This is a genomic window from Pseudomonas sp. NPDC087697 (assembly GCF_044743155.1).
In the GTDB taxonomy this organism is placed as follows: domain Bacteria; phylum Pseudomonadota; class Gammaproteobacteria; order Pseudomonadales; family Pseudomonadaceae; genus Aquipseudomonas.
Genome location: NZ_JBIUVW010000008.1, coordinates 108,019 through 125,976 on the forward strand (window position 1 = coordinate 108,019; position 17,958 = coordinate 125,976).

Here is a 17,958-nt window from a genome sequence, read left to right on the forward strand (position 1 = left end):
TACTAGAAGTGAAGGATGGGGGGTGTATATCAGGCATTCGCGAGCCTGCCATCGCCAACCGCGATGGCAGAAATCGTCATAAATTGAGTTGCACGCCGCGAGCCATGCATCGGATCTCAAACGTTGCCTTCCGAAGCGACCGATAGCGTGTTGCGCACAAATAAATGCACCCTGGCACATAGATGCGCTTGGCTTTCTATGCATGAACTGCTGCTTGAGGCGGTAGCCAGGCATATAACCTCACACCGTTTTCACCATAGTGTTGACCACACGAAAATCACGCCTTCAAACTGAACAACGCCACCTGCGGCGTTTCGCTCACCCAGTAACCGCTCACCGACCAGCCAGCACGCGCCGCCAGTTTGGTGAAGGATTCGACGGTGAATTTGTGCGAGCTCTCGGTATGCAGACGTTCGCCGTCGCTGAAGTGGAAGGTATGCCCGGCAACCTTGACCACTTGTTCGCGGCGGCTCACCAGATGCATCTCCATGCGCTCATCGGTGTCGTTCCACAACGCCAGATGGTCGAAGGACTCGACGTTGAAATCGCCATCCAGTTCACGATTGATCCGGGTCAGCAGGTTTTTGTTGAAGCGCGCGGTCACCCCTTCGGCATCATCGTAAGCCGCGACCAGAATGTCGGCGTCCTTGACCAGATCCACGCCAACGATGAAGTGCGCCTCATTACCCAACAATACGTGGGCCGAACGCAGGAACTTCACGGCTTGATCATGGGTGAAATTGCCGATGGTCGAACCGGGGAAGAACCCTACGCAGATGTGCTCGGCAGCTTCGGCCGGCAATTGCAGCGCGCGGCTGAAATCATCGATCAGCGGCGCGACCTTCAACTGCTTGTACTGTTTTTTCAGCTGTGCGGCTGCCTTCTCCAGCGCATTGGCGCTGATGTCGATGGGCACGTACAGCGCAATCTGTGGCGCGGCGTCGAGCAGCAGACGGGTTTTCTCGCTGGCGCCGCTGCCAAACTCCACCAGAGCCGCGCCCGCTGGAATCACCTCGGCGATCTGTTGCGCAACCTGGGTCAGCAGGCCGGTTTCGGCACGCGTCGGGTAGTACTCGGCCGTCTCGCAGATGGCCTCGAACAGCTCGGAGCCCGCCGCATCGTAGAAGTATTTGGGTGACAAGCATTTTACCGGGGCCGACAAGCCGGCGATGACATCACGGCCAAACTCACTGTCGTGGTTGTTCACCACACCCGGCTGACGCGCATCCCGGGCCAGGCGCAAGCCGGAGAACATCCAGCGTTTGTCCGGGGCGAAAAAGTTGCGATAGGTGGAGCGGGCATGACCGGGGGAAGTGATGCTGGCACCGCCACGCAACACCATCACGTTAATCATGAACTTGCCGTTGTATTCGCCGACCGCGCTGTCCGCCGGGCGGAATCCCGGGTAGGCGTTGTACGCACTTTGTGTCCACTGCCAGGCCACGTTATCGACTTGTTCCAGCAGACCGGCTTCAGCGGCGGCTTCCCACTCGGCTTCGGTCGGCAGGCGTGCATCGGCCCATTGGGCAAACGCAGCGGCTTCGTAATAGCTGATGCTGATCACCGGAGCTGTCGGGTCGATGGCTTCCAGACCGCGCAAGGTCATCTGCCGCCAGCCCTCGTCGTCGTGCTGCCAATAGAGCGGGGCGTTCCAGCCATTTTGCTGCACGACCGCCCAACCGTCTGATAGCCATAGGCTGGCTTTGCTGTAGCCGCCGTCCGCCATGAAGGCCAGCCATTCACCGTTGGTCACCAAGCGGTCACTGATCTCGAAGGATTGCAGGTAAGTGGTGTGTCTTGGACCTTCATTGTCGAAGGCGAACCCCCTGCCCTTGTGACCCATTTCGGTCAGCCCGCCCTTGAGCGGCTTGAACTGGCCGCGACGCCCGGAGAGGTCTTTGCACCAGCGCAGGTCATAGGCTGGCTTGAGAGAGGAAGTACTGAACAAATGCAGGATGTCCATCAGTAACAGTTCTTGATGCTGCTCCTCATGGGCCAGACCCAGTTCGATCAATTCGGCGGTGCCTTCGGGCAACGCCGACTCCAGCAAAGTATGCATGTGTTCGTCGACATGCTTGCGGTAGTTCAGCACCTCGTCCACGGTCGGACGTGTCATCAACCCGCGTTGTGGCCGGGGATGACGGGGGCCGATCGCCTCGTAATAGGAGTTGAACAAGTAACCGAATGCCGGATCGAACGGCTGGTAGTCAACGACATTTTCGGCCAGCACAAATGTCTCGAAAAACCAGGTGGTGTGCGCCATGTGCCACTTGGTGGGGCTGGCATCAGGCATTGACTGGACGACCATGTCCTCGGGGCTGAGCGGTGCAATCAGACTCTCTGTCCGGTTGCGAATAGTTTGGTAACGCTTGAGGAGCGCGTTACCGGCGGGGAGGTCGCGTAGCTCGCTTACGGTGCTGGTCATCAGGTTTTGTCTCCGGTGAATCGTCGTTGCGCGGGTCTGCCGATCCCCGGGTATTTCCAGTGGGGACAGGGCTTCGTACATTCTTTCCATGGCCGAGCCAGGGCGAAGTGCTTGTGCACCTCGTCCTGACCCGAATAGCGATGATGCGTGACTGCTCGCAAGCGCCTGGTTCGTAAACGCTGGCTCAGCCCTGCGCGCCTTCGATTTCGAAGGTCACCTTGTCAGCGTAAAAGGCGACGTGCTCCTTGATTTGCGCCATTGCCGGGTACGTGTTTTCGTAGCTCCAGACCGCGTTTTCTGCGGTCTTCCCGTCGGCGCTCAGGTCGAAATAATTGGCGTCCCCCTTGTAGGGGCAATGGGTTGTATGTTCGGTTCGCGCGTAATACTCAACCCGAATGTCGGATCTCGGGATGTAAAAAACCGCTGGATATTTGGCCTCTTCGAGCTTCACTGCTTTGTCGGTCTGCGCGACGACGACGTCATTGAAGCGAACGGTGACGCGCCCCTGGAATGGGGTAATGGTGATGGGATGATCGGGGCCGGGGATTTTCATGATGATCAGTCCTTATAATTCACGTGGGAAAGGTGTCGCCGAACATCGGCCGCCCGCTTCTGGATTCAGCATTACTTGCTTCGTCCTGCAAGACGTCCCAGTGTTCGGCGAGCCGACCGTCTTCGATCCTGAGCACATCGGCAGCGATCCATGCAACGGGTCGACCGTTGCCTGAGAAGCGCCCGTGGACGATGACGTAGTCGCCTTCTGCGACGATAAGCTGATGCTCGTAGCGCAGGGTATCGGGCGCACTGCGGATCAAGGCAAACAAGCCTTCGCGTCCGGGTTCGATATGCGCGCTGTGTTGGATGTAGGCGTCCGACCAAAAGCGCGTGGCCACCCTGTAATCTCTCTTGTTGAACAGCGTGTCAAAGGCCTCCAGTACGAGTGCCTTGTTCTGCTCCGGGGTGGTTTTGATGGTCATATCGATCCTCCTCACGTTGCCTGCTACTTCAGGCGGAGCGCTGCACCGCCCAAAAAGACACTTGAAAAGCCGATGCGCAAATTCACGTTTGTTGTTAGGCCGACGTGCTAGCGCGCTTTGAAACCTGGTCGTACCAGCGTTTCAGGTCGGCGTGTTCCTCCGGTATGGGAAAGTTGATCGCTTTGGCCGCAAAATCCACGGCTACCAGAGCCGTGATGTCGGCGACGGAGTAGCGATCACCCGCCACGAACGGAACCTCACCCAAGCGGGTATCAAGGTCGGCGAAGAAGTTCTTCACCCGCAGCTTGCTGCGCTCGGCCAGTTCCGGAATCTGCTCGTAGTCATAGGGACCCGCAATCGCGCGTCCCTTGAGGCCTGGTGCGACATTGCGGATGGCGTCCATGACGGCCGCGAAACCTTCCAGCTCGGCGCGCCGCTCCCACATCGTGACTAAGGCCCTTTCCTTTGCGGTCTCGCCGAGCAATGGCGTTTGCGGATAGGTCTCTTCAAGGTATCGGATGATGGCAGGCACCTCACCGATGGCGGTGCCGTCTTCCAGCACCAGGGTCGGAACGACTCGACGCGGGTTGATCGCACGGTAGGCCTCGGAATGCTGTTCACCCTGGCCCAGATCGACCGGGACGAGCGGAATCGACAAGCCCTTCTCGGCGAGAAAAATGCGCACGCGCCGCGAATTGGGCGAGCCCGCGGACTGATAGAGTTTGAGTGTATTGGCGGTCATGGTTTGATTTCCGTTGTGAGACTCGGAGGTAGAGCAATGTGTCGGGCTTTGGCTAATGCCCCGACGGCGATGTCATCAACATATGTTCAGAGGGAAGCAGTCTCGGTAAGAAAACTCTTCTTTCGCTGCGCCACCAAAAGAGTGATTGCAGTGAGGCTTAGCAAGGCGATAACGCCCGCGCCAAGGTCAACTGCGAGACTCAGCCCCGCGTGTGTCGCCACGATGCCCAGCCCAAGGGCGACAACGCCAAGCGAGAGATAAGCGAATAGGAAAAGGGCCGAGAACACACCACCGCGGTGTTGTGCGGGCGTCGCGCAATTGAGTAAGGCAAGTCCACCCAAAAAGAGCAGACCGTATCCGACGCCGGTCATCGCGTTTGCCGCAAGGTATAGCCAAAGTGCGTGCCAAACGACGGATAGCGCAAGTAAGGCCATTCCGACAGCGGAGGCGATCGAACCCAAAATCATGGAAAGCCTTGGCCTCAGCCGTCGCGCCACTGCCCCGGACAGCGCAGAGGTGACCGCAAATAAGGCCAGTACTGCGCCATTGACCAAGGCATTAGGGGATCCGATTACGTCGCGGGCGACCTGCCCACCGAGCGATAGAATCAGCACGCCATGTGTGTAGGCGATGGTCACCGCTAATGCAGCGATGGTGAACGCAGGTCGTAAAACAGAGGGAATGGACGGCGCCCTTGGCCGCCACTTGCTGGTAGCTCGCGTACCCACGTGGCGCGGCAGATGCCACACCGCAACGAAAAGCACCACGAGGAGCACAAATAGTACCCAGAACGAGAGATGCATCGGCCATGGAGCGTACTGTGTAAGCGCACCTCCAACGAGCAGTGCCGCTGTGAAACCGAAGGCCTGTGCGACCGCAGTGACGGATGCAGCCCGTCTGACCTGAGCATCGGTACCGAACTCAACCATCGCGGCGGTCGACGCCCCCACGCTAAGCCCAACACCAATGCCCATCAATGCTCTGCCAACGAACAACCACAAGACACCTGGAGCGATGGCAAATAGCAGTACGCCGAGCAGCGAGGCGATCAGCCCGAAAAGCATCGTCGTTCTGCGGCCGATGTAATCAGAGAGATCACCAAACACAATCAGGACTGCGACCACGAAGAGCGGATAGATGGCGAATATGCCCGTCGTCACCGTGTGGGATAGTTGCCAGTGCTCCGCATACAATCGGTAGCTCATGGCCGGTGCTGCGCTGGTCCACAAAGTGTGTGCGACTACCCCCGCCGACACCCAGAAACTAGCGCGCGGGCTCAGCTCGTTGGGCCGAGAAGCCAGAGCAGCGATCCGTGGTGGTGGACAGTGCGGATAGACGACGGGCATGGCAGATACTCCTTTGTGCCGGCAGAAGGACTCAAATCTTCGAGCCACCACCAACCTGATGACGGGCACGGGTCACGAAGCGGTTTTGCCGCCGTTGACTCGAATGATTTGGCCTGTAATGAAGGTCGCCTTACCGGATGCGACAAACACAATGGCGTCGGCAATCTCTTCCGGGGCTCCGGCGCGCTTGAGTGGAACACTCATCAGGAAAGCGGCTTTGCGCTCGGCCGTACCGGTCAGCCGGTCGAGCATCGCTGTCTGAATCGGTCCAGGGGCAATTGCATTGACCCGCACACCGGAGGCCGCACCCTCAAGGGCGGCCGACTTGGTCAGACCTTCCACGGCATGCTTACTGGCGGTATAGAGGGATAAATTCGCCCCACCACGTTCACCCATCGTTGACGAAATGTTGACGATGCTGCCGTTACCCTGCGCCAACATCACCCTCATCTCGTGTTTCACGCTGAGGAATGTGCCGAGCACATTGGTATCAAATGTTGCCGCATAGTTCTCGGGCGTCACCTCCGTTACGGCGATGGACTGCCCCTCTGTGCCCGCGGCGTTAACCGCAATGTCCAGCCGGCCGAAGCGTTCGACTGTTGCATCGATCAGACTGCGAACCTCATCTTCATGACGCACGTCGGACATCAGAAATTCCGCTTCGCCGCCGAGTGCACGGAGTTCGGCCGCCAGTTTCTGACCTTCTTCTTCACGTCGTCCTGAAACGACAACTTTGGCACCTTCATTAGCGAAGGCGATCGCAGTCGCTCGACCTATACCGGTCAGTGCGCCTGTGATGAGAACAACAGATTGAGTAGACATTTGCTTTATCCTGGTTAAGTACTCTTAGCTCGAAGAACCATCGTTCAGAGCTTTGTGCCGCCATCGACGTGCAGGGTGTCGCCGGTGATCCAACGGGCGTCATCGGAAGCGAGGAAGACAACGGCCGCTGCGATGTCATCGGGCTGGGCCATGCGCTTAAGCGCCTGGATGCTCAGCGTGAAGTCCCGCCCCGCATCGGTTTTGGCGAAACTGGACATCTCGGTTAGAACCACGCCCGGTGCTACGGCATTGACGCGGATGCCCCGCCCGCCGAGTTCCGATGCGAAGTACTTGACCAGGGTATCGATGGCGCCCTTGGTGGCTGCATAGGCGGACAGCGTCCCAACGCCGGTGTGCGCTGCTGCACGCGATGACAGGAGAACAACGCTGCTGCCCTTGCACAGAGCGGGTAGCAACTGCTGCACTAGGAAATACGGGGCGCGCACGTTCACCGCAAAGAGATCGTCAAAGTCCTTGACGGTGGTTTTCTCGATCGTGTCGGCCTTCGAGATACCGGCATTGGCGACGAGGATGTCCAATCGACCACCGACGATGGCGCGCACGCGCTCGGCCAGCAAATGCGGCCCGTCTGCTGCGCCCATGTTGGCGGAGATCTTCTCGGCCTTCCCGCCCGCTTTGCGAATTTCGGCGACCACTGCTGTCGCCTCCTTCTCTCCGCTACCGTAGTGGACGAGCACTTGAGCGCCGGCTCTTGCCAGCGCTAGTGCGCTGGCACGGCCAATGCCGCGGGAGGCACCGGTGACGAGTGCGGTTTTGCCATAGAGGTTAGTCATAATAAGCATCCCTTGGTCTTGATCCAGAATCCCGCTGCAAGATTCAGGCGTGCCCGGTCTATTCAGAAAGGAACAGGGACGCGTGGCCGACAAAGCGCTCGGGGTATTGATACTGCGAGCCGTGGCTGGCATCCGGGTAGAGGATCAGTTGCGCGTTCGGCAGATGCCGCTGCAGGATCAAAGAGTTCACCGAATAGATGATCACGTCGTTGTCACCATTGACGACCAGCGTTGGCTGCTTGATCGCCTTCAGGTAATCAAAGGGGTTCTCACGTGGCGCGCCCCACTTGGTCAGCGCTTCGATCTGCGCGGGCCCGACCTTGTCGCTGACGTCTGGATCGCGGTCCTCCATGCGTTGCCGAAAACGCTTGAGATAAGCATGGCCCGCCGCTTGGCTGGCTTCGGACGGGGTGAAGAACACCCTGAGCCACAGGTGATCAGGCTCGTCGTAGGTCGCGCTAAAGATCTCCTGCGCTTCGGGCGTCAGCGAGGCCATGCCTTCGCCACTGCGCGGTCCGGTCCCCACCAGGATCAGCCGCCGCACGAGCGCCGGTTCGGCCAGCGCCAGTTCCTGCGCGACCAGGCCGCCGAGCGAAAAGCCCAGTACGTCCACCTGCGTGAGGCCGATCGCCCTGATGAAGGTCGCGGCGTTGACCGCCATTGCCTCGATCGAGTTCGGCACCTCCCCCGAACTACTGGAAATACCGGCGTTGTCGAACAGAATGACTTCGCGGTCGTGCGCCAGTCCGTCCGTCACGGCTGGATCCCAGTGATCCATCGTGCCGGTGAAATGCATGTTGAAGACGAGCGGTACGCCACCCGATTTGCCGAAGCGTCGGTAGGCGAACCGAATACCCGCTGCGTCCACGAACTGCGTCGGCACGGTCTGATGATTGTGCTGAGTCATTGAGATTCCCTCTGATGGTGGCCTGGGCGCAGAGCAATTCTGCGCGCCCGGACAGGATCAGTTAGCGCTGTGACCGCCGTCGACGTTGAGGATATGGCCGGTGATGAATGAAGCTTCGTCCGATGCGATGAACACGATCGCGTTGGCAAGCTCCTCCGAGAGGCCGAGGCGACCCATCGGCACACCCGTCACCAGAGCCGCCTTGTTCTCCGATGTGCCGGTAAAACGGGTCAACATGCCGGTGTCCGTGGGGCCCGGCGAGACCGCATTCACGCGAATGCCCGACTTGGCGACCTCGAGCGCCACCGACTTGGTGATACCCTCGACGGCGTGCTTGCTGCCGACATAGACGCTGGCCCCCGCCGCTCCTTCGTGCCCGTAGGTTGAAGAAATGTTGATGATGCTACCGCTGCCCTGCCCCTGCATGACGCGCACTTCGTGCTTCATGCTCAGGATCACGCCGAGCACATTCGTATTGAACGTCGCGGCATAGGTCTCTGCGGTCTGGTCCGTGATCGGGCCAACCTGGCCTTCGGTACCCGCATTGTTCACCGCGACATCGAGACGGCCAAACCGCGCGACGGTCTTGTCGACCAGAGTGCGGACGTCATCCTCCTTGCGGACGTCGGCGTTGATGAATTCGACCTCCGAACCGAAAGAGCGCAACTCCTCAACGAGTGCCTTGCCGGCTTCATCACGCCGACCGGCAACGACCACCTTCGCGCCTTTCTTGGCGAAGGCAACGGCGGTGGCCCGGCCGATGCCGGTGAGCGCTCCGGTGATCAGAATAACGGGCTTGTTCATTTTTCAGCTCCTGTGATGTCCGGCTTGAGGCGTATGGGTAGCCAAGCGGCTTCGGCGCGGGGAGGAGTTCCCGGACGCCGCCATAGCCAACAAGCTAGGAGCTTATGGCGAAGTTGAAAAAGACTTTGTAAGCTGTGGGCATACCTGACAGGCATGAGAGCACCATGGAACTGCGACATCTTCGATATTTCATTGCTGTCGCCGAGGCGGGCAGCCTGACGGAAGCAGCCGAGCGACGACTGCACACCTCGCAGCCTTCGTTAAGCCGGCAGATCCGGGATCTGGAAAACCATGTCGGGGTCGAGTTGCTGTCGCGCAGCGTACATGGCGTCGAGTTGACCGCTGCGGGCAAAGCCTTTCTCGACCACGCCCGCCTGGCGCTGATGCAGGTCGATGCCGCGGTCGAAATGGCACGCAGAGCGGCGCAACCGGCAAGGAAGACGTTCGCCATCGGCTTCCTGACCGGGCACGAGATGAACTGGCTGCCGCAGGCGATGCATGTGCTGCGCGACGAACTGAAGAACATCCAGGTCATGATCTCCAGCGACTATTCACCGGATCTCGCCGAAGCGCTTACCCGCGGCCGGCTGGATCTGGCCTTCCTGCGCGTGGAGCCGGGTTACGACCTCGGATACCACGTGGTGGACCGGGAGCCACTCATCGTCCTGATGCCGAGCGACCATCGTCTCACCGCGCGCGAAGCAGTGCGCCCGCAAGATTTCGTGGGCGAGATTTTCATCGGCGGCTCGAACAAGGCCACGGTGCTGCGCGCCGTGACCGAAGACTATCTCCGCCGTTCGGGGCTCGACATCAAATGGGATCACGGGGTGGACAATTTGGCGATGGCCATGTCCCTGGTCGCCTCCACCCGTGGGCTGGCGCTGATGCCCGCCTATGCCAAGAACCTGCTGCCGTGGTCTGTCGTCAGCCGTCCGCTGGAAGGCGAGGCACCAATGATCGATATAGCGGTGGGCTACAGCAAGTCGAACACCTCACCAATTCTCAAGCTGTTCCTGTCGCGCCTCGACGAACTGATGCCGCCGAAGTGAAACCTATGGGAAACAAATGGAGGTCACATCGTATTAACTCCACCGCCCATAAAAAACCCACTAATGGTCACCGCTTCAGTGGGTTTCTTATGGGAAGCACCTTCACCCTGCCCCCTACCAACTCCTGCCAACACAAATGACTCAACCCCCAAATTCACACCACCACAAAAATCATTTGCTGAATAGCCAATGCCATATTGCATTGAGGATCGGTCAAGCCGAAGGCGAGTTCACCGGCCCTGATATTGGCTGAGGCGAGAATTTCGCAGCAACAAATCAAGACACCGACACCCTCAAAAATAAGAAAGAGAAGCGTTGAAAAGCTGAGCGATACCGTCTCCGCGCTCAAGACCGACTATGCGTTGTCTTCCGCCGGGATACCGAAAATACGCTAAGCACTTTCGCTTTTCCAGACGACGACACCGGGCCCGAGCAGGCAGCCGTGAACGGGCGCCGGAGCCCAACTAGCCGGAGTTTCGATACCTCGTCGTACCAGCACTTCAGTGCAGCATGCTCCTCCGGCAAGGGGAAATTGATCGCCTTGGCCGCGAAATCTACCGTTACCAGAGCCGTGATGTCGGCGATTCAAGACTGATTAGTCCGATATGTTGGGAACTGCAAGCTATTTTTCTTCCTTCAACCTTAGCGGAAAGTGGTTTCCATCCCGAAGCAATTGGAACAGGGGCACCCCTGCAAGAGCTCCGGTCTTTCGAATCTAACTCAAACCATTGAGAAAACCATGTCCAAGCTCATGTCCACAGTAAAAGTAGGTCCTCTTGAATTCTCCCACCGCGTCGTCCTGGCACCGCTGACCCGCATGCGTGCCGAAGCAGGCGCGATCCCTGGCCCGCTGATGGCAGAATACTATGCCCAGCGCTCGTCGCAAGGCGGCTTCCTGATCGGCGAAGCCGCCTTCGCTGCCGCCAACGGCAACGGCTACCTGGGCGCGCCCGGCCTATTCGAAGACAGCCAGATCGCCGGCTGGAAGCTGGTGACCGACGCCGTGCACGCCAAGGGCGGCAAGATCTTCCTGCAGCTCTACCACGCCGGCCGCCAGTCGAACCTGGACGTGCAGCCGAACGGCAGCATCCCGGTCGGCCCATCCGCGATTCCGCACGACGGCCATGCCTACACCACCGCAGGCTGGGTCGCTAACACCCCGAACCGCGAACTGACGATCGCTGAGATCCAGGGCCTGGTGGAGAACTTCCGCGCTGCCGCCAAGCGCGGTATCGCAGCCGGCTTTGATGGCGTGGAACTGCACGGCGCCAATGGCTACCTGGTAGACCAGTTCCTGCAGGACAGCAGCAACAAGCGCACCGACATCTATGGTGGCCCGATCGAAAACCGCAGCCGCTTCCTGCTCGAATTGACGAACGCACTGATCTCGGTATGGGGCAGTGATAAGGTTGGCGTGCGCATCGGCCCTAGCGGCAGTTTCGGCGGTATGTCGGACAGCAACCCAGAAGCACTGTTCACCTACGTCGCCCAACAGCTGAACAAACTTAACCTGGCCTACCTGCACCTGATCGAGCCGCGCGTGCTGGGCTTTGTCGACGATGAAACCAAGGTCCAGAATCCGGTGGCGGCACAACTGATCCGCAAGTACTACAACGGCACCATCATCGCGGCCGGTGGTTTCGACGGCGCGTCGGCGGAAGCCATCATCCAGGCCGGCGACGCCGACCTGGTTGCCTTCGGCCGCCACTTCATCGCGAATCCCGACCTGCCGGAACGTATCCGCAACAACTGGCCAATGAACGACTACCTCCGTGACCATTTCTTCGGCGGTACCGAAGTGGGCTACACCGACTACCCGTTCTACAAAGCTGAAGCGCTGGCCTCTTAAAGCAGTACTGACTGTCCGGCTCCATGCCGGACGTCACGCAAGCCGGTTTCCGGACAGCGCCAAGCTCTGTCCGGCACCGGCTGCAAGCGTATGCCTGGCCCTTGCTGACTGAAGTCGCTAATGGCGGGCTTTTACCCAATTGGGGGTAGGCGCCGAGATAACCCAGACCATTTCAAACTAATTGCACTTCAGGACCAGCAGCGGCTACATCTCCCATTAATTTTATCGAGGTAATTATGTCAAAACTTTTTTCACCGACTACGATCGGTTCGATCCCTCTTAAACATCGCGTTGTCATGCCGCCGCTGACCAGGATGCGTTCAAACCCTGACGACGGCGCCAGTGACATGATGGTCGAGCATTATGGGCAACGCGCCTCGGACGGCGGCCTTATTATCATCGAGGCAGCGATGATCTCTATTCAGGCGCGGGGTTATATCGGTGCGCCAGGGCTGTATCTCGATAGTCATATCGATGGCTACCGCAAGATCGCGGAAGCGGTCCATGCGAAAGGCGGGCGGGTCATTGCTCAGCTGGTGCATTGTGGTCGCACTTCACACAGTGACATAGCGGGCGGGGATCCAGTTGGTCCGTCTGTAATCCCCTTCGACACAATGGCATTCACGTATGAAGGATGGAAGCCGGTTTCGCAGCACCGGGCCATGACCGTCGAAGATATTCGCCAAACCGTGAAGGATTTCCGTGACGCTGCGCAGCGTGCCTTCGACGCCGGCATGGACGGCGTCGAAATTCACAGTGCCAATGGCTATTTGCTCGACAGCTTCCTGCACGACGGCAGTAACAAGCGGACCGACGACTATGGTGGATCCGTGGACAATCGCGCGCGCCTCTTACTGGAAGTCGTAGAGGCAGTATCGGCGCTGCGTGGTGCCGACCGCGTTGGTGTGCGGCTCTCGCCGAGCGGCGAATGGAACGATATGGTCGACAGTAATCCTGAGGCCTTGTTCGGTCGAGTAGCCGAACTGCTGAATCCGTTCGGGCTTGCCTATATTCACCTGATCGAACCACGCATTAAAGGCGATGATGCCAAAGCCGGTCATGAGGACGCGGAGCCGGTCGCCGCTGGGCATTTGCGGAAGATCTTCAAGGGACCGATCATCGCGGCTGGCGGTTTTGACGGCGATAGCGCGGAGGCAATCCTGCAGAAGGGCGATGCCGACCTGGTCGCTATCGGACGGCCGTTCACCTCGAATCCGGACCTACCCGAACGACTTCGGTTGAAGTTGCCGCTTACGCCTTATGATCGCTCTGCGTTTTGGGGTGGGACAGAGCAGAGCTATACCGACTTTCCTCGACACGACGAGCTCAAAGTCGCCGCACTGTAGGACGTCGATCAGTCGGCCCGGAATCATTCACTGGGCTCGCTTAGCCGACAACGCGTCACTGCAGCGAAGCAATGCGCGTTCGTATTTCAGTTAGTCGGTGGGTTGGTTCTTGCCAGCACGCCATTCCCGCAAATGGGGCGTTCGGCGGTTTTCAAACCGCCGAAATTTTCTGTGTAAAAGCCCTCATCTGCTTATCCATCCTATTCAAGAGGTTTTTATGTCACGCGTCATCAAATTTACTAAAGCCGGAGGCCCCGAAGTCCTCGAATTCGTCGAAACGACCGTTCCGGCTCCTGGCCCGACTGAGGTTCGCATCAAGGTCAAGGCGATCGGCATCAACCGCGCCGAGTCGATGTGGCGCACCGACAAGTACGTCGAGCCTGTCAAATTCCCGGCCGGTCTTGGCTACGAGGCTGCCGGAATCGTCGATGCAGTGGGATCCGACGTCACTGGCTTCGCAGTGGGCGACGAGGTCAACGTGATCCCATCGTTCTCGATGAATCAGTACTTCACGTATGGCGAGGTCATCACCGTACCGGTCTACGCGGTTGTGACGCACCCGAAATCGCTTTCGTTCGCGCAAGCAGCGTCGGTCTGGATGATGTTCATGACGGCCTACGGCGCGCTCATTGAAGACGCCAAAGTGGGCAAAGGCGATTTCGTCCTAGTTCCCGCGGCTTCCAGCAGCGTGGGACTGGCGGCAATCCAGATCGCCAACTATGCCGGTGCGACGCCCATTGCACTGACACGCACTTCAGCCAAGAAGAAACAGTTGCTCGAAGCAGGCGCAGCGCACGTAATTGCCACGGAAGAGGTCGACCTAGTGCAGGAAGTGATGCGCATCACGGACGGCAAGGGCGCGCGCGTCGTCTTCGAACCGGTCGGCGGCCCGAACTTCCCGAAGCTGATTTCTGCACTGGCCTTCCAAGGCATCGTATACATCTACGGTGCGCTCAGTGAGAGTGTCACTCCGCTGCCACTGCTGGAGATGATCGCCAAAATGCCGACCATCAAGGGGTACAGCATCTGGCTGACAAGTGGTGACGAAACACGCCGCAAGGCTGCGGTGAAATACATTCTTAAGGGCCTTGAGAGCGGCGCGCTCAAACCGATCATCGATCGGACGTTCAAGTTCGATGACATGGCGGAAGTTCACCGTTATCTGGAGAACAACGGCCAGTTTGGGAAGATCGTTGTAACGATGTAAACAGAAACGCCGGAAGCGATCGCTGATGGAACGGCGCTGCGTCGTATCAGACAGAGTTCTTGATGATTTCGCATCACTCAGCAAAGTGGTGCGAGTTATCAAATTTTTTGCTCATTAATGAAATTTGATACGGCCAATAGTAAACGGAAAATTCTTGTAACCGGCGCAACTGGTCAAATTGGGAGTTCGCTCATTCGCTTTCTTGCGGCCGACTCTAGCCAGCAGGCCGTGGCCGCTGTGCGCAGCCCGGAGAGGCGGCGAGCCTTGGCGTACCCGTCGTTTTGTTCGACTATGACCGCGAAGAGACGCTTGCACCGGCGCTCGACGGGATCGACAGCGTTTTCATGTTGACGGGCTATACCGTCGACATGCTCAAGCAGAGCCATGCTTTCGTGAATGCGGCGAAGAAAGCCGGCGTAAAGTACATCGTTCACTTGGGCGCGCCAGGCGACGATAACACCAAGGTCGGTCAATGGACCCGGCATCAGTTCGTCGAGCACTATATTGAATGGTCGGGATCTCGTTCACCAATCTGCGTCCCCAGCTTTTCATGCAAAATCTTCTGAGCTATGGCGGCTCTGACTCCAAGGACAAGGGCGTCATTCGTCATTACGTCGGAGACGCAAGCATTAGGCAGGTAGACACCAACGACGTCGCCGCCGCAGCGCTTCAGCATCCGGAAAACCATGCCGGGAAGACGTACCTCTGGGTTACGAAGCGAAAACGTATTCAGTACAGCGCCACATCTCCGCGTCGGCGCCCTGGTTGAAAACGGTGGCGATGCAGTGCAAACCCGCCTTCAATCGGATGCCGCCGCGCATGTGCTGGACCCGATTGCCCGGCGTCCCGCAGACTTGCGCTTCCACCACATGGTCCTCGGACAGCGTGGTCCCGCCGATCGCCAACCGGGCGCCATCACGCGCCAGCATGAGCCGCCTTCGGCCGGCACTCGCAGGTAGCCATCCAGCAGAGTGCTCTGCGCGTCGGCAAAAGTGCGTGACCACGGCGCCACTGGCGCTGCTGCCGTCGGCTCCGCCTGCCTCAACGGCAGCTGGTCGCTGGTCAGGATGCGGCGGTCGCCGAACTTGATGTTCTCAAAACTGATGCCGCTGACATCGCCGGCGGTGGACGACGCCACCAGCGACGGCCGGCCCACCGACCAGATATTGCGGAAGCGGATATTGCGCACCCTGGCGCAACTGGGGCAGCGAATACCAGCAGTCGAGGCGGATGTCGTCGAACAGGTAGTCCTCGTGCGTACCGTTGCCGGCCGGCTCGGCCCGGAATTCGGTCAGCGCGAACGGCACGTGGCAGCTGCCCATGTCCATGTGGATGACTTCGCTGTCGCGCAAGGTCACGTTGGAACTGTTGAACATCTTGGTCTGCCAGCCGACCCGCATCACGTTCGAAATACTGGTCGACAGCATGCAGCCCTCGATCAGGATGTTGCGCACGTCCAGGCCCGGAATGGCGGAGTCCTTGTCGTAGAAGCTGGTATTGTCGTAGATGGCGAAGATATCGTCGGAGCAGCGGAAGCAGCAGTTGCGCACCACAGTGTCGCCGCAACCAAGCCGGTCGATGCCGTCTCCTGGTTGGCGTTGCCGCGTGTCCCGCCGATCATCTTGATATTGTCGAACAGAACGTCCTTGCAGCCCTGCAGCTGGATCATCCACGTGCGGCTGCGCAACCAGGCAGGCAATCCCCTGCACCACGACGTTGTGCGCATTGTGCAGCGTGATGCCGTGTCAGTTGGAACGGTGGAGCCAGCCCTCGGCGTCGTTCGCGTTCTGCGAGCCGTTGTGAACGATCACGCTTCGGCCGCACACCCTGGCATGCTCGACATCTCAGAAATTCAGGCTACCGTACACCACCGTGCTGTCGGCCAGATAGGTGATCTCGTTGGGCTTGACGTGAATGTCTTCATGATGAACGCTTGACCCGAAATAGCGCATGCCAGGCGCATCGGCGCGCGGCGCTGCGGCAATGCCGTTGCCTTCAGCGTCGGCGAAGGTGCGGACAAGATTGCCGTGCAGCGCACCCGCCACCACGGTGACCGCCAACATACCGGACGATTTGATGAAAGTACGACGATCCATAACCGCCCCCGCAATCAACAGGCGGACAGTATGCATCAGTCCTTGTTGCCGGAAGTTCCTGGAACGGTGCGGCCATTGTCTTTCACCGTGTTTAGCAATAACCGCGAAACACGCACCGCTATCCGGTAGATAGCGGACGGCCCGCCGGGAAGCAGGCCGCGTGCAGCAGCTCTCTTTCGGCCGCCTCCACATCGTTCAGGATGCAGCGGCAGCGGCCCAGGAACAGCGTGCCTTCGACAGTCAGCACGAGATTGCCCGTTCCGCGATCGAACAGGCGCACCGCGAGCCGTTCCTCCAGGCGCGCAATGCACTTGCCGACCGCCGACGCGGAGATGCCCAACTGCCGTCCAGCTTCAGCAAAACTGCGCGACTCGCACACCTGAACGAACGCCGAGATACCAGTGAGACTATCCATGGCTGCTTCCTACTCTGCCTGCACCTGCGCCGATTACAGATAAATCGGGAAGTCGGTGTACTGAACGCGCGTGCCGCCCGCATGCACCTCATCGACGATGCGCTTCCAGCCGGGGATATGCGCATCCTCGTAAATGCCCGGCGCGCCCGGATAGCCGCAGCTATCCTTGGACATGTGCGTCGATTCGGCGATCAGAAGGCCACCTTCGGACGCGCGCTGGCTGTAGTACTCCAGCATCAACTCGCTCGGACTGTCGTCGGCGTTGGCGCGCAGGCGCGTGGTCGGCGCGTGCACGACGCGATGCGACAAGGTGTTGAGACCGATTTTAAAAAGCGAGAATAGTTTGGACATGGTTTTACTCATTTCAGGGCGACGCGAGCGCCGCTGTGGTTGGATTCTCCGATACGCTCCATCAGCTCGTGCATCACCAGCGCGTCAGCGAAGGTCGGCGCCACGCTGGTGCCATCCTTGACGTCGCGCGCGTAGGCGGCATACAGATTGGCCAGTTCCAGCTGGCTGCTGCCAAGGTCGCTGTCCGGCAACCAGTTGTACTCCTCGGGAATCGGCAGCACCTTCAACGGCTGGTTGTCGCCCTGGGCGCCTTCGATCACGTTGAAGGCGTTACCGAAGCTGGTGATGTTGGAGATCTTCAGGTCGCCGGTCGATCCGGTCAGGTCCAGTTGCATGCCGTAGTTATTGCGCTTGCCGGCCTCGATGTGCACCGACAGCACGGCGCCGTTGTCGAACTGGCCGCTCAACACGATCTGGTCGGGGGCCGTGTGCTTGAGCACATCGCCGGTCTCGATCAGCGTCACTTCCTTGAACTGGTTGACCGTCAGCGCGTTGACGCTGTCCGGATGGCCCAGCATCGTGAAGATGGCGTCGAAGTAGTGGCCGCCGTAGATCGACAGCACGCTGGAGAAATTCTCTTCGGGGATCGTGTAGTACAGCGCGGCCGTGCGCTCTTTCTGGAAAGTCTCGACGCTGCTGTGCAGGCGTACCGAACGCAGTTCGCCGATATAGCCGTCGCGCAGCAGGTCGCGTACGTAGCGGTAGCCAGAGCCGAGGCGACGCTGCAGGCCGACGATGTGGCGCACGCCGTTCTTCTCGGCCAGCGCCATCAGCTCCTGCGACAGCGCCTTGCTCGGCGTCAGCGGCCATTCGCAATACACGTCCTTG

Annotated in this window: 20 protein-coding genes and 2 pseudogenes; 5 read left to right on the forward strand and 17 right to left on the reverse strand. The window is 59.4% G+C overall.

The features are described from left to right. Positions 1-277: 277 nt before the first annotated feature. From egtB to ACIPIN_RS08710, 9 genes are all read right to left on the reverse strand, one after another. The gene (egtB, locus tag ACIPIN_RS08670) at positions 278-2,425 is read right to left on the reverse strand and encodes an ergothioneine biosynthesis protein EgtB (RefSeq protein ID WP_401117515.1); all 2,148 of its coding nucleotides are present in this window, start codon (positions 2,423-2,425) and stop codon (positions 278-280) included. Positions 2,426-2,609: 184 nt separating this feature from the next. Next, on the reverse strand, positions 2,610-2,978 hold the full coding sequence (locus ACIPIN_RS08675; protein ID WP_401117517.1) for a DUF427 domain-containing protein: 369 nt from the start codon (positions 2,976-2,978) through the stop codon (positions 2,610-2,612). Positions 2,979-2,997: 19 nt separating this feature from the next. Further along, positions 2,998-3,402 carry a nuclear transport factor 2 family protein gene (locus ACIPIN_RS08680; protein WP_401117519.1) on the reverse strand — a complete coding sequence of 135 codons (405 nt, stop codon included), beginning with the start codon at positions 3,400-3,402 and terminating at the stop codon, positions 2,998-3,000. A 94-nt stretch (positions 3,403-3,496) separates the two neighbouring features. After that, on the reverse strand, positions 3,497-4,144 hold the full coding sequence (locus ACIPIN_RS08685) for a glutathione S-transferase family protein (RefSeq protein WP_401117521.1): 648 nt from the start codon (positions 4,142-4,144) through the stop codon (positions 3,497-3,499). Between the two features lie 86 nt (positions 4,145-4,230). Beyond that, positions 4,231-5,490 (reverse strand): MFS transporter, encoded by a 1,260-nt coding sequence (locus tag ACIPIN_RS08690; RefSeq protein ID WP_401117523.1) that lies wholly within the window; start codon positions 5,488-5,490, stop codon positions 4,231-4,233. A 72-nt stretch (positions 5,491-5,562) separates the two neighbouring features. Beyond that, entirely contained in the window at positions 5,563-6,312 is a 750-nt protein-coding gene (locus ACIPIN_RS08695) for an SDR family NAD(P)-dependent oxidoreductase (RefSeq protein ID WP_401117525.1), read from the reverse strand. A 44-nt stretch (positions 6,313-6,356) separates the two neighbouring features. Beyond that, complete coding sequence (locus ACIPIN_RS08700; RefSeq protein ID WP_401117527.1) at positions 6,357-7,106, reverse strand: SDR family NAD(P)-dependent oxidoreductase; 750 nt, start codon at positions 7,104-7,106, stop codon at positions 6,357-6,359. A gap of 58 nt (positions 7,107-7,164) precedes the next feature. Then, complete coding sequence (locus ACIPIN_RS08705; RefSeq protein WP_401117529.1) at positions 7,165-8,013, reverse strand: alpha/beta fold hydrolase; 849 nt, start codon at positions 8,011-8,013, stop codon at positions 7,165-7,167. A gap of 57 nt (positions 8,014-8,070) precedes the next feature. Then, positions 8,071-8,817: an SDR family NAD(P)-dependent oxidoreductase gene (locus ACIPIN_RS08710; protein WP_401117531.1), complete on the reverse strand. Its 747-nt coding sequence runs from the start codon at positions 8,815-8,817 to the stop codon at positions 8,071-8,073. A gap of 164 nt (positions 8,818-8,981) precedes the next feature. Between ACIPIN_RS08710 and ACIPIN_RS08715 the strand changes: the two genes are divergently transcribed. Further along, positions 8,982-9,866 carry a LysR family transcriptional regulator gene (locus tag ACIPIN_RS08715; RefSeq protein ID WP_401117533.1) on the forward strand — a complete coding sequence of 295 codons (885 nt, stop codon included), beginning with the start codon at positions 8,982-8,984 and terminating at the stop codon, positions 9,864-9,866. Positions 9,867-9,889: 23 nt separating this feature from the next. Here the strand turns inward: ACIPIN_RS08715 and ACIPIN_RS08720 are convergent, their stop codons facing one another. Continuing rightward, a complete protein-coding gene (locus tag ACIPIN_RS08720; protein ID WP_401117666.1) occupies positions 9,890-10,069 on the reverse strand; it encodes a hypothetical protein in 180 nt (59 codons plus the stop codon). Beyond that, positions 10,021-10,215, reverse strand: coding sequence for a DUF6124 family protein (locus ACIPIN_RS08725; protein ID WP_401117534.1), 195 nt, complete (start codon positions 10,213-10,215; stop codon positions 10,021-10,023). Before ACIPIN_RS08725 ends, ACIPIN_RS08720 begins: the two co-directional genes overlap by 49 nt. Positions 10,216-10,605: 390 nt before the next feature. Here ACIPIN_RS08725 and ACIPIN_RS08730 point away from each other — a divergent pair, with 390 nt between their 5' ends. From ACIPIN_RS08730 to ACIPIN_RS08745, 4 genes and pseudogenes are all read left to right on the forward strand, one after another. Then, positions 10,606-11,715, forward strand: coding sequence for an alkene reductase (locus tag ACIPIN_RS08730; RefSeq protein ID WP_401117536.1), 1,110 nt, complete (start codon positions 10,606-10,608; stop codon positions 11,713-11,715). A 236-nt stretch (positions 11,716-11,951) separates the two neighbouring features. Continuing rightward, complete coding sequence (locus ACIPIN_RS08735) at positions 11,952-13,061, forward strand: alkene reductase (RefSeq protein WP_401117538.1); 1,110 nt, start codon at positions 11,952-11,954, stop codon at positions 13,059-13,061. Positions 13,062-13,278: 217 nt separating this feature from the next. Further along, positions 13,279-14,268 (forward strand): zinc-dependent alcohol dehydrogenase family protein, encoded by a 990-nt coding sequence (locus tag ACIPIN_RS08740; RefSeq protein ID WP_401117540.1) that lies wholly within the window; start codon positions 13,279-13,281, stop codon positions 14,266-14,268. Between the two features lie 117 nt (positions 14,269-14,385). Further along, positions 14,386-14,834, forward strand: a pseudogene (locus tag ACIPIN_RS08745) (NAD(P)H-binding protein). Between the two features lie 144 nt (positions 14,835-14,978). Here the strand turns inward: ACIPIN_RS08745 and ACIPIN_RS08750 are convergent. The 6 genes and pseudogenes from ACIPIN_RS08750 to ACIPIN_RS08775 form a co-directional block, all read right to left on the reverse strand. After that, positions 14,979-15,197, reverse strand: a complete 219-nt coding sequence (locus ACIPIN_RS08750) for a hypothetical protein (protein WP_401117542.1) — start codon at positions 15,195-15,197, stop codon at positions 14,979-14,981. 165 nt (positions 15,198-15,362) lie between these two features. Beyond that, the gene (locus ACIPIN_RS08755; protein WP_401117543.1) at positions 15,363-15,980 is read right to left on the reverse strand and encodes a hypothetical protein; all 618 of its coding nucleotides are present in this window, start codon (positions 15,978-15,980) and stop codon (positions 15,363-15,365) included. Between the two features lie 132 nt (positions 15,981-16,112). Then, the gene (locus ACIPIN_RS08760; RefSeq protein WP_401117545.1) at positions 16,113-16,364 is read right to left on the reverse strand and encodes a hypothetical protein; all 252 of its coding nucleotides are present in this window, start codon (positions 16,362-16,364) and stop codon (positions 16,113-16,115) included. Between the two features lie 136 nt (positions 16,365-16,500). Further along, positions 16,501-16,779 (reverse strand): annotated as a pseudogene (locus ACIPIN_RS08765) (LysR family transcriptional regulator); the annotation flags it as partial. Positions 16,780-16,812: 33 nt separating this feature from the next. Beyond that, the gene (locus ACIPIN_RS08770; RefSeq protein WP_401117546.1) at positions 16,813-17,130 is read right to left on the reverse strand and encodes a hypothetical protein; all 318 of its coding nucleotides are present in this window, start codon (positions 17,128-17,130) and stop codon (positions 16,813-16,815) included. 8 nt (positions 17,131-17,138) lie between these two features. Beyond that, positions 17,139-17,958 (reverse strand): Gfo/Idh/MocA family protein (locus ACIPIN_RS08775; RefSeq protein ID WP_401117548.1); only part of this gene is annotated, 820 nt, incomplete at its 5' end.